At 46.3% G+C, this 12,730-nt stretch carries 8 protein-coding genes; all 8 read left to right on the top strand.

Features of this window, described 5'->3' with window-relative positions; genetic code table 11:
* A partial coding sequence (locus tag D8844_RS02130) for an LPXTG cell wall anchor domain-containing protein (RefSeq protein WP_125421548.1) occupies positions 1–2,822 on the top strand: 2,822 nt, incomplete at its 5' end.
* Between the two features lie 219 nt (positions 2,823–3,041).
* On the top strand, positions 3,042–4,268 hold the full coding sequence (locus D8844_RS02125) for a glycosyltransferase (RefSeq protein ID WP_125421545.1): 1,227 nt from the start codon (positions 3,042–3,044) through the stop codon (positions 4,266–4,268).
* A gap of 15 nt (positions 4,269–4,283) precedes the next feature.
* The gene (locus D8844_RS02120; protein WP_125421542.1) at positions 4,284–5,513 is read left to right on the top strand and encodes a glycosyltransferase; all 1,230 of its coding nucleotides are present in this window, start codon (positions 4,284–4,286) and stop codon (positions 5,511–5,513) included.
* Between the two features lie 85 nt (positions 5,514–5,598).
* On the top strand, positions 5,599–6,816 hold the full coding sequence (gene secY2, locus D8844_RS02115) for an accessory Sec system protein translocase subunit SecY2 (RefSeq protein ID WP_125421539.1): 1,218 nt from the start codon (positions 5,599–5,601) through the stop codon (positions 6,814–6,816).
* Positions 6,817–6,825: 9 nt separating this feature from the next.
* Positions 6,826–8,406: an accessory Sec system protein Asp1 gene (gene asp1, locus D8844_RS02110; protein WP_125421536.1), complete on the top strand. Its 1,581-nt coding sequence runs from the start codon at positions 6,826–6,828 to the stop codon at positions 8,404–8,406.
* On the top strand, positions 8,390–9,919 hold the full coding sequence (gene asp2 / locus D8844_RS02105) for an accessory Sec system protein Asp2 (RefSeq protein WP_125421533.1): 1,530 nt from the start codon (positions 8,390–8,392) through the stop codon (positions 9,917–9,919). Before asp1 ends, asp2 begins: the two co-directional genes overlap by 17 nt.
* Positions 9,916–10,356 (top strand): accessory Sec system protein Asp3, encoded by a 441-nt coding sequence (gene asp3, locus D8844_RS02100; protein ID WP_084944352.1) that lies wholly within the window; start codon positions 9,916–9,918, stop codon positions 10,354–10,356. Before asp2 ends, asp3 begins: the two co-directional genes overlap by 4 nt.
* Positions 10,349–12,721, top strand: coding sequence for an accessory Sec system translocase SecA2 (gene secA2, locus D8844_RS02095; RefSeq protein ID WP_125421530.1), 2,373 nt, complete (start codon positions 10,349–10,351; stop codon positions 12,719–12,721). The genes asp3 and secA2 overlap by 8 nt, the downstream gene beginning before the upstream one ends.
* Positions 12,722–12,730 lie beyond the last annotated feature (9 nt).

Genomic DNA, 12,730 nt, shown 5'->3' with positions numbered 1-12,730 from the left:
GTCAGTCTGCCTCAGTAAGCGCAAGTGAATCAGTTTCCGTAAGCGCTAGTCAGTCTGTATCGGTAAGCACAAGTGAATCCGCTTCAGTCAGCGCTAGTCAGTCTGCATCAGCAAGCTCAAGTCAATCAGCCTCAGTAAGCTCAAGCCAGTCAGCGTCGGCAAGTTCCAGCCAATCAGCATCCGTGAGCGCGAGCCGGTCAGCTTCAGTAAGTTCTAGTCAATCCGCCTCAGCGAGCTCCAGCCAATCAGCCTCAGTGAGCGCCAGTCAATCAGCGTCTGTAAGCTCAAGTCAATCGGCTTCATCCAGCGCTAGTCAATCTGCGTCGGCAAGTTCGAGTCAATCGGCTTCAGTGAGTGCCAGTCAGTCTGCATCTGCAAGTTCGAGTCAGTCAGCATCTGCAAGCTCAAGCCAGTCCGCCTCAGTCAGCTCGAGTCAGTCTGCGTCAGCCAGCGCAAGTCAGTCTGCTTCGGTTAGCTCAAGTCAGTCAGCTTCAGCGAGCGCAAGTCAGTCTGCATCTGCAAGCTCCAGCCAATCAGCATCAGTAAGCTCCAGTGAATCTGCATCGGTTAGCTCAAGTCAGTCAGCTTCAGCGAGCGCAAGTCAATCAGCCTCAGTGAGCGCAAGTCAGTCTGCATCTGCAAGCTCGAGTCAATCTGCATCATTGAGTGCAAGCCAGTCAGCTTCGGTAAGTGCAAGTCAGTCTGCCTCAGTAAGCTCCAGTGAATCTGCATCGGTTAGCTCAAGTCAGTCAGCTTCAGCGAGCGCAAGTCAGTCTGCCTCAGTAAGCTCGAGTCAATCTGCATCATTGAGTGCAAGCCAGTCAGCTTCGGTAAGTGCAAGTCAGTCTGCCTCAGTAAGCACAAGTGAATCCGCTTCAGTAAGTGCTAGTCAATCTGTTTCAGTAAGCTCAAGCCAGTCTGCCTCAGTAAGTTCAAGCGAATCAGCATCAGTCAGTTCGAGTCAATCGGCTTCAGCGAGTGCTAGTCAATCTGCGTCTGTAAGTTCAAGCCAGTCGGCATCTGCAAGCTCAAGCCAATCAGCCTCAGTAAGCGCCAGCGAATCCGCTTCAGTAAGTTCAAGCGAATCTGCATCGGTAAGCTCTAGTCAATCAGCCTCAGTGAGCGCTAGCCAGTCTGCATCGGTAAGCTCTAGTCAATCAGCCTCAGCCAGCGCTAGTCAATCAGTATCTATAAGCTCAAGCCAATCTGCATCAGTAAGCGCTAGTCAGTCTGCATCAGTAAGTTCGAGCCAATCTGTATCGGTTAGCTCAAGTCAATCGGCTTCAGTGAGTGCGAGCCAGTCCGCTTCAGTGAGCGCAAGTCAATCCGCTTCAGTAAGCGCTAGTCAGTCAGCGTCTGTAAGCACCAGCGAATCTGCATCAGTGAGCTCGAGCCAATCAGCTTCAGTGAGTGCAAGTGAATCTGCGTCAGCCAGCTCGAGTCAGTCAGCGTCAGTAAGCTCAAGCCAATCCGCTTCATTGAGCGCAAGTGAATCTGCTTCCGTAAGCGCTAGTCAATCAGCATCTGCAAGTGCAAGTGAATCTGCCTCAGCCAGCGCAAGTCAGTCTGCTTCAGTCAGCTCGAGTCAATCTGCATCTGCAAGTTCGAGTCAATCAGCCTCAGTGAGTTCTAGTGAGTCTGCGTCTGTAAGCTCCAGTCAATCCGCTTCAGTAGGCGCAAGTGAGTCTGTATCAGCAAGTGCAAGTCAATCAGCGTCAGTGAGCGCAAGCCAATCAGCGTCAGCCAGCGCAAGTCAGTCAGCTTCAGCGAGCGCGAGTCAGTCTATCTCAGCAAGTGCTAGCCAGTCTGCGTCGGTAAGCTCGAGTCAATCAACCTCAGCAAGTGCGAGCCAATCCGCTTCAGCAAGCTCCAGCCAGTCTGCCTCAGTAAGTTCAAGCGAATCCGCTTCAGTAAGTTCAAGCGAATCGGCATCTGCAAGCTCGAGTCAATCGGCATCATTGAGTGCTAGTCAATCCGCTTCTGTAAGTTCGAGTGAGTCAGCCTCAGTAAGCTCCAGCCAGTCCACCTCAGTAAGTGCAAGTCAATCCGCTTCAGCGAGCTCAAGCCAGTCCGCTTCAGCGAGCGCAAGCGAATCAGCTTCAGCGAGTGCTAGCCAGTCAGCTTCAGTAAGCTCAAGTCAATCTGCATCGGTAAGCTCAAGCCAGTCCGCTTCAGCGAGCGCAAGTGAGTCAGCATCGGTAAGTGCTAGTGAATCTGTTTCAGTAAGCTCAAGCCAATCTGTGTCAGTGAGCGCCAGCGAATCCGCTTCAACAAGTACTTCAACTTCTGCAAGTATGCTAGCGGACGAGTTGGCGTTGGAAAGTGCTTCGATCTCAACAAGTACTTCATTGAGCGAATCTACTTCAACGAGCGCATCACTCTCAGCTAGCGTATTAGCCAGTGAATCGGCTCTAACAAGTGCCTCGATCTCAGTAAGTACATCAGTGAGCGAATCTACTTCAACGAGCGCATCACTCTCAGCTAGCATGTTAGCCAGTGAATCGACTCTAGAAAGTGCTTCGATTTCAGCAAGCATGTCAGCGAGCGAGTCAACGTCGATTAGCGCTAGTCTCTCGACTTCAGATTCTATTAGTAGATCTGCGTCAGCAAGTGCTCTGGCATCTACTTCAACAAGCACTTCTCTCTCAATGGCCAGCATTGCAAGCCAAGGTCAATTCGCTTCAAGCAAGCCGAAACAAGTCTTGCCAAATACAGGAGCGTCGACTTCGATAGCATCTGCTTTATTGGGAGCATTGACAGCTGTGACAGGTATCGGTCTTCTTGCCAAGAAGGATCAGAATGACGATCAAGAAAGTCATTGATAAGATATAAAAATCAATGAATAAATAGTAAAATGGAAAACCTTTGAAAACATGATTTTTCAAAGGTTTTTTCTATATGTGAGAAGGGGAAAATCCTCTTTTGAGTTTGAAATAAACTAGGGGAAAAGGTATAATAGGAAGGTGAGAGAATCATCGAAAAAATCAGAACTATAGTAGTAGAAAAGTAGCCAAAAGAATGTGAAAAGAAAAGGGGACGAAATGAAAAAAGAGCTTCAAAAAGCCATTGTACTCGGTGGTGATAATGCTTATATGGACAAGATTGAAACAACAATCAAGTCAATCTGCGCCCATAACCGAGCAGTGACTTTTTATGTTTTCAATGATGATTTGCCATCTGAATGGTTTCAGCTCATGGAGAGACGTTTAGAACCTCTAGCCTCAAAAATCATCAATGTCAAGATTAGTCATCAAGGTTTGAAAGGGTATAGTTTGCCACTTGCTCACCTAAGTTATGCAACTTTCTTTCGCTATTTTATACCTCAGTATGTCAGCGAAGACCTAGCCTTGTATCTGGATTCGGATATCATCGTTAGATCAGACCTGGATCAACTCTTTTTAGAAGACATGGCAGACTGGCCGGTAGCCGCTGTAGCAGATGCTCTAGTTCCTAGCACTTTTAATGCAGGTGTCTTACTGATTAATGTGGCTCTCTGGCGCCAAGAAAAGGTGACGGAGCACTTGTTGAGTTTGACAGACCAACTGCATGACCAAGTTTTTGGTGATCAGGGTGTGCTAAATCACCTCTTTGAAGGTCGTTGGAAACCTCTGCCAGCTACCTATAATTTTATGGTTGGTATGGATACGGTGGCTCGGAATTACCAGATGGATTCTTGGTATAGGGACTCTCTTGCTACTGAGAAGACAGCCAAGATTATCCATTATACAGGGGACAAGCCTTGGTACCAAATCAACCTCAATCGTTTTAGGGAGGACTGGTGGTTTTACTACGGACTAGAGTGGTCTGATATCGTCATGAAAAAATGTGATTTCCATAAAGGATTGGCATCTTTAGTTCAAGCTCCCCAGTATGCGACCGCTATTTTTACCAATACGTGTCACATAGAGAGAATCGAACACCTAATCCAAGAACTGCCCGATGTAGAGTTCTCTATCCTAGCTCATACCAACTTTGCGCCGGAGATTATGAATTTGCAATCGCATCTGAATGTACGCCTCTATCCCTACTTTAATCCCATGAATGTCAGAAAAGTCTTGGAAAAGATTGACTTTTACTTGGATATCAATCATGAGTATGAAATTGCAAACATTATCCAAGAAGTGCAGCAAAGAGAAATCCCTATATTTGCTTTTGAGACCACTAGTCATGACTTGAGTGGTTGCAGTCATGTCTACTCACCAGCAGCCGTAGATCAAATGATCGAGTCTATCCGCACGCTTTTGGAATCAAAGAAGCAGTCGTTGTGAACTGAAGGAAACTAAATGAAAAAAACAATTGTTCTCGCAGGAGATTATGCCTATATTCGTCAGATTGAAACAGCGCTCAAGTCTCTCTGCTACCATAATAGCCATGTCAAGGTCTATATCTTTAATCAGGATATTCCCCAGGAGTGGTTCCGCGCTCTCAGACCGATAGTAGAGCAAATGGGTGGTGAGTTAGTGGATGTCAAGATGCTGGGCGCCCAGTTTCAGATGAACTGGAGTAACAAATTGCCCCATATCAATCATATGACCTTTGCCCGTTATTTTATCCCTGATTTTGTTGAAGAGGACAAGGTTCTATACTTGGACAGTGATCTGGTAGTGACGGCTGATCTGACGCCCCTCTTTGAAATGGACTTGGGAGAAAACTACCTGGCTGCTGCGCCATCTTGTTTTGGAGTTGGGGTTGGTTTTAATGCAGGTGTTCTCTTGATAAACAACAAAAAATGGCGAGCTGAAGCTGTGAGACAAAAGCTAGTTGAGTTGACGGAGCGGGAACACCAACATGTGAGTGAAGGAGATCAGTCCATCCTCAATATGCTCTTTCATGACAGCTATGCTCCTCTGAATCAGAACTATAATTTCCAGATTGGTTTCGACAGCGGGGCTGCATCACATGGACATGAATTTATCTTCCAAATCTCTTTGGAGCCTCTGCCAGCTATCTTGCATTTCCTATCTCAAGACAAACCTTGGAACACTCATTCGGTTGGGCGTTTGCGTGAGGTTTGGTGGCACTATCATCTGATGGAGTGGTCTGCCATTACTGAAAAATGGCGTCAGGCTGGAATTGACTATCCAGTCACAGTCTATCAGCCAGTTATGACTTGTGTTAATTTGACCAATTCTTGGCATCTTGAGAAAATCGACTATCTGGTTCAAGCTTTGCCAGAGGTGCATTTCTACATTGCAGCCTATACGACGATGGCACCGGAACTTATGCTCTTGTCACGTTTTGAAAATGTGACCCTCTATCCCAACACCTTCCCCCTCTTGGTCGAAAAACTGATCCAGCAGACAGATGTCTATCTTGATATTAACCACGATGACAAGTTGAGTGTCGTTTATGACTATGTTTCACGCTTTGAGAAACCGATCTTGGCTTTTGACAATACCCAGTCGCAGGAACTGCCTGAAAGTGCCTATGCGGGTATCTTCTCAGCAGAAAGACCAGAAGAAATGGTGGCTTCCTTGAAGGCTTATCTGGACGAGAAAGCTCACGAAAACTGAGATAGAGATTTGAATGTGCTAAGATAAAAAGACTGGATGGGCCTCGTGTGACAGGACAGAAAGATAAAATGAAAAGGAGGAGCTAGTGAAAGAATTTCGTTCATCGATAGCGGTAAAAAAAGGGATGCGCACCCTGTTTTTGCTCTTTATTTATGTGCTCGGGAGTCGTCTGGCACTTCCCTTTGTTGATCTCAATAGTCAGAATTTTCTCGGAGGAGGCGCAGCCTATCTGGACTTTTCAGTAGCCCTAACAGGTGGAAATCTTCGCAGCCTCTCTCTCTTTTCCATCGGGCTTTCCCCTTGGATGTCAGCTATGATCTTGTGGCAGATGTTTTCCTTTTCAAAGAAACTGGGCTTAAACTCGGTTTCTTCGGAAGTCCAGGATAGACGGAAAATGTACTTGACGTTAGGGATTGCCTTGATTCAGGCCTTGGCCTTGACTACAAATCTTCCTGTCCAAGCTCCCTACAATCCCTTCTTGGTCTTTCTCCTCAATACCAGCCTTTTGGTTGCGGGGACCTTCTTCTTAGTTTGGCTGTCAGACATCAATGCATCTATCGGAGTTGGAGGACCAATCGTTATTTTATTGGCGAGTATGGTGGCTTCACTCCCTCAGGACATCATCCAATCGGTCCAAGTTCATAAGATTTCTCCTTGGTTGCTTTTCCTGTTGCTGATACTTGGCGTCCTCTTTACCTATCTAGTTGTTCTCTTTTACCGAGCTAGATACCGCATCCCTATCAATAAAATCGGGCTTCATTCTCGCTTTAAACGCTATTCCTATCTGGAAATCATGCTCAATCCTGCTGGTGGCATGCCTTATATGTATGTGATGAGTCTCATGGGCTTGCCTTCTTATCTCTTGATCTTGCTTCAACATCTGGATAAGGGTAATCCTCTCTACCCTGCCCTACTGGAGCAGTATGCGATGGGGAAACCCTTGTGGATATACGCTTATATCCTTATCCTCTTTGTCTTTAGCATTGCCTTTGCCTTTGTCAATGTGAGTGGTCAACAGATCGCAGATCGGATGAAGCAATCAGGAGATTACATCTACGGAGTCTATCCCGGTGAGGATACCAGTCGCTTTATCAATCGCTTGGTTCTGCGATTTGCTCTGATAGGTGCAGTCTTTAACGTTACCTTGGCTGGACTTCCAATCTTGTTTGTCTTGAAGGATGAGAGTCTGTTCAAAGTCAGCATGATTCCCGGACTCTTTTTAATTTTGAGTGGCATGCTCTTTACGATTCACGACGAACTGCAGGCGCTCCGACTAAATGAAAGGTATCAGCCACTATTCTAGGAGGTTTTGATGTATTACTTTATCCCAGCCTGGTATGGCAAGGAACGTCCCTGGCATGCCGATTTGACACCCTGGTATTTTTCTCATTTTAAGCTAGAATTTGATGACACCTTCAATCAGATTCGCCTGATGCAACGCCAAGGGATTCCTGCACAGGTCCTCCTTTTGTCCTATCAGCCTCATCTTCGCTATTTTCTCCATCGCCAAGGTATTTTAGAAGCACCAGTTTATTCCTTATTTGATGAATTGCAGGATTTTCATGAGATTCGACCGCAGGTCTTGCAGGTCAGAGATATTGAGTGGGAAGAGGACTGCGAGTTTGTTTACAGTCCCTTTACCATTTTAGTTTTGAGAAATGGAAAGCCCTATGCTCAGGTGGAGCATGGGATTGAAGGTTTTATCAGTACGATTCAGTATTTCAAGGAAGATGGGCTCTTGTCTGCCAACTACCTGATGGATGATCGGGGACTGGTTTCCAGTGTGATTTACTACGAAGAGGGACAGGCTCTCTACCAAGACTACCTCAATCCCAAGGGACTGTGGCAGTTTAGAGAGTACTTGCAAGATGATGGCCGTATCGAGGTCAATCCTATCTTTGCTTTTCGCTTCCAAAAAGAGGCTTACCAAGATATGGGAGAATTGATTGCTGAATTATTTGAGAAGAAAATAGCTCAACTCCCTGAGGAAGGAGCGACCTATTTTCTGCCTGCATGTGACCAGCACAATGCTTTTCTTTTAGAACGATTGCCTTACCAAACAACTAAAATTCTCAGCCTTTTTATCGGACGAAATCCTCAAGAACAACTACCTCAGTTGGCAGGTCTGCTTGATAAGGTGGACCTTGTTCTGGTCGACAGAGAGGACACCTTGCACTTGGCTCAGTCTGCCTTTTCAGAACAAGCAATGAAGTTTCGTCATTTATCACCTTTTGATACCCGCTTGGAGCTGGGAAAGAGTCAGACTCGGAAGGAGTCAATCCTCTACTATCAACTGGACTTTGAGCAGGGGATAGAGGACCAAGCGCTCTATCAGGTCTTGCATTTCCTTTCTGAAAACAAGGATACGGAGTTGGTCTTTGGAGCCTTTGCTGCTAGTCAAGAAGAAATGAAACAACTGGAAACACGAGTTGCAGAGATGATTGCAGAGCAGTTTCAAGACCAAGAACTGGAGAAGGAAGTTGATTACCAAGGAGCTGAAAATCCGCTTGAGGACAATCGCCATCAGAGCAAGCGCTATTCGTTTGTCAATATGAAGGATGAATCGGAATTAATCAAGCAGCTGGAATTTGTTCGTTTGATTGTCGATTTGAACAGTCAGCCTCTTCTTTATACCCAGATAGCGGGGATTAGTGCTGGTATCCCTCAAATCAATAGGGTCAAAACAGAGTATGTCAGCCATCAGAAGAATGGCTATCTGTTGGAAAACACTGCTGATTTTGCTCAAGCGGCCCATTACTATCTCGATAGTCTGCAGGTGTGGAATGATGCTCTGATCCATTCCATTGAAAAGATAAAGGAACACACTGGCGAGCAATTCCTAATCAAGCTAGAAAAGTGGTTGGAGGAGGTGACTCATGGAAAAGAAATATAAGATCTTGCAAATTGGTCCAGAGGATTGGCGAGATACACTTGCCCTACCAGCCCAACTAGACTGGTATCATGTCCCTCCCAACACACCGTCTGCCATCCAGAAAATCATGGATGAGAATGTCCTAGATCACTTTCATGCTGTCATTCTCACGGATGGGGCTTATCTAGTAGATTTGTTGCCTGTTGCGTCTAGCTTGGAACCCTATACGGTTTTCTATCCAGAACAGTTTACAAGTCAGGATAAAAACATTCAGAACCTCATCAAACAGCACTGCATGCAAGCGATGGACCTGTCAGACCGACAGGGCTTTGTTCGAGACCTCTCCACCTCCCTCTTTGAAGGCGGTTATGGAGACAAGCTGAGTCCAGCTACGATACGGATTCACCCGAGTTTTCAAGGCTCTGTTTCCTATCAAGGATTTGAGCATCTGAAATTAGAAGGAGACTTTGGCAAGACCTATACCCAGCTAGCCTCTTGGGCCTATAATCAGTCTGTCCAAGCCCATTCGCCAATCGAACTCTGGCTCGAATATGAAAAGAGTGGACCAGTGGAATTGCGCTTGCGTTTGCGAAAGATCCCAGCAGGCTCTATCTCAGAGATTAGTCAGGATATTCTCCTTGAGGAAGCAGACTTTGCCTCAGCAATCATCGTGGAGCAAGACTATGATGCTTATCTGAGCATTTCTATTGAAGCGCGTGGCCAGGGAAAGGTCAACATCGGCAATCTCCACCAACGCTGGAGCCGGAAACAGTTTGGAAAGTTTGTTCTCGGAGGCAATATCCTGCATGACAAAAAACGTGAGGAAATCAACTATTTCTTTCACCCGGGGGATTTCAAACCTCCTCTAGCAGTCTATTTCTCAGGTTATCGTCCGGCGGAAGGTTTTGAGGGTTACTGGATGATGAAGAATCTCAGATGCCCCTTTCTCCTCTTTTCGGACCCTCGATTAGAGGGTGGAGCCTTTTACCTAGGAACTGAGGAGTTGGAAGACAACATACAAGCAACCATCCAACACTATCTAGACTACCTAGGCTTGGATAGAAGTGACTTGATCCTATCTGGCCTGTCAATGGGAACCTTCCCAGCCCTCTACTATGGAGCCTACTTTGAACCCAAGGGAATCGTAGTCGGAAAACCCTTGACAAATCTAGGAACCATCGCACAGCGGGGTCGACTAGAGGCGCCAGGAGTCTTTCCAACTAGCTTTGATGTCTTGCACCTTCAGACTGGAGGAGTGAGCCAGAAAGACATGAAGGACTTGGATCAACGTTTTTGGACCCGATTTGAACAAGCTGATTTTTCCCAGACGACCTTTGGTCTTTCTTACATGAAGGACGAGGATATGGATAGTGGTGCCTATGACCAGCTAGTGAAGACTCTTTGCCAGACAGGAGCTAAGGTTTTGTCAAAAGGGACAGCAGGTCGACACAACGATGACACAGGAACAAACGTTGCCTGGTTTATTCATTTTTATAAGATGATACTAGAAGAATACGGAAGAGGTGAGACATGATTATCATCAAGAGAGAGGATATTAGGTGGGGCGAGATGGGAGCCACTTATCTTTATGGTAGCCAGATTATCTATCATGCAGATGGTCATGTTACCCTGAAAAATCCTTTGCTGGCTTCAGGTGAAACCCTTAAAACCTGGTTTTCCAGTGTCAATTACCAGGCTACTAGAAGTCAACCTAGTCTCCCTCTTCTTAAGAAAAATCACACCTACCGTCTCTCTATGAAGATGCAGGTTCAACCAGCCAATGGTCTCTATCTCAAACTGACTTTTTTAAACCGTTATGAGGAAATCATCGAGGAGAAGATTGAAAGACAATTTTCCTTTAGCTTCACCTATCCTGAAGCGGCCTACACCTATCGCCTCTCCTTGATTAGCGCAGGTTTTGAGGCTCTTGACTTTGTTTCGTTTTCTATTGAGGAGGATGCTGGTGTTTAATCGTTTGTATCAAGAAAGACAACTGAGAAAGGTCAAGAAACTTTTAAGCCAAATCAACGCCCTCAAAGAAGAGATGGCAGCTCTCAGCGATGGGGAAATGGCTGCAAAGACAGAGGAGTTTCGCCAGCGCCTTGCCCAAGGAGAAACCTTGGATGAGCTATTGGTAGAAGCCTATGCCCTTGTCCGTGAGGCCGATAAAAGGGTCTTGGGTCTCTTTCCCTATGATGTGCAAGTCATGGGAGCCATTGTGATCCACCAAGGAAATGTGGCTGAGATGAATACGGGTGAAGGCAAGACCTTGACTGCAACCATGCCCCTCTACCTCAATGCCCTAACGGGAAAAGGCAGCATGCTGGTCACGACCAATGACTATCTGGCTAGACGGGATGCAAGCGAAATGGGCCCAGTCTACCAATTTTTAGGTCTAACTGTCGGTCTTCCCTTTTCAGAGGACCCAAAAGAGGACTTGACTGCGGAAGAGAGAAGAAAGATCTACACCTCGGACATCGTCTACACGACCAATAGTGTCCTGGGATTTGACTATCTCAATGACAATCTTGCCTCCACTCGTGAGGGGAAATTCCTGCCTCCCTTTAACTATGTCATCATTGATGAGATCGATGACATTCTACTCGATAGTGCCCAAACTCCCTTGATTATCGCAGGTTCTCCCCGCGTCCAGTCTAACTATTATAGGATGATTGATACCCTAGTGACGACCTTGGTTGAGGGAGAAGACTACATCTACAAGGAAGAAAAAGACCAGGTTTGGTTGACCCGAAAAGGTGCCCAGACGGTCGAAGGTTTCCTAGGAATTGATCATCTCTATAAGGAAGAGTATGCTAGTTATGTTCGGCATCTGGTCTATGCTCTTAGAGCCCATACGCTCTTTACTAAGGACAAGGACTATCTGGTTCGAGGGCAAGAAATGGTCTTGTTAGACAAGGGAACAGGGCGTTTGATGGAAATGACCAAGCTTCAAGGCGGTCTCCATCAAGCCATCGAAGCCAAGGAACATGTGAAGCTTTCTCCTGAAACCAGAGCCATGGCTTCGATCACCTACCAGAGTCTCTTTAAAATGTTTCGTAAAATCTCAGGTATGACAGGAACGGGAAAGGTGGCAGAGAAAGAATTTTTCGAAACCTACAACATGGCCGTCATTCGCATCCCGACCAATCGCCCACTTAGGCGAATGGACCATCCGGACAATCTCTATGTGACCCTCCCTGAGAAAGTGTATGCCTCTCTGGAAGCAATCAAGACCTATCACGCCAAAGGCAATCCACTCCTTATCTTTGTCGGATCTGTTGAAATGTCCCAGCTATACTCGTCCTTGCTCTTGCGAGAGGGGATTTCTCACAATGTCCTCAATGCCAATCATGCAGCGCGTGAAGCCCAGATCATCGCAGAGTCTGGACAGATAGGGACAGTAACCGTTGCGACTTCTATGGCAGGTCGAGGGACAGATATCAAACTCGGTCCAGGAGTTGCCGAATTGGGCGGTTTGATTGTGATTGGTACCGAGCGGATGGAGAGCCGACGGATTGACCTGCAAATCAGAGGTCGTTCTGGCCGCCAGGGTGATCCAGGAATGTCTCAATTTTTCGTGTCGCTTGAAGATGATGTGATCAAAAAGTTCGGGCCGTCTTGGGTTCACGACCTGTATCAAGACTACCAAGTGGAAGATATTAGCAAACCCATCCTACTTAAGGATCGCAAGTACCGCAACCTCGTCAGAAAAGCCCAAGAGGCTAGTGATAGTGCCAGTCGCTCAGCGCGCAGACAAACCTTAGAGTATGCGGAAAGTGTCAATATCCAGCGCCAAATGGTCTACAAAGAAAGAGATCGTTTGCTGGATGGGAGCCGTGATTTAGAGCATATCCTTGAGGATATATTGGCAGACTATACCAAACAAATCTCAGAAAAAGCCTATAGTAGCCCCCAAGAGCTCTTTCACTTCATCGTGACCAATATTAGCTTTGGGATGAGAGAATTACCAGCTGATTTGGATTTAGCTGATGCAGATCAGATTCGGGAGTTACTAGAGAAAATAATAGCCAAGGAAATTGCAGCTAAAAAGGAAGTCCTCCAACCTCACCAGCTCTATGACTCTTTTCTGAGAATATCCATGCTCAAGGCTATTGATGACAACTGGGTTGAGCAAGTCGACTATCTCCAACAGCTCAGTCTAGCAATCGGGAGCCAGTCTGCTTCTCAAAAGAACCCTATCGTGGAGTACTATCAGGAGGCCTATGCAGGCTTTGAAACCATGAAGCAACAAATCCGTACAGATATGGTACGCAATCTTCTCATGGGGATTGTGGAAGTAACGCCCAAAGGTGAGATTCTCACCCATTTTCCATAAAAAGAGGAT

Origin of the sequence: Streptococcus oralis (assembly GCF_003942875.1) — a bacterium.
In the GTDB taxonomy this organism is placed as follows: Bacteria; Bacillota; Bacilli; order Lactobacillales; family Streptococcaceae; genus Streptococcus; species Streptococcus oralis_BX.
Note: the sequence above shows the minus strand (reverse complement) of the source record. Positions and strands in the feature narration are given on the sequence as shown.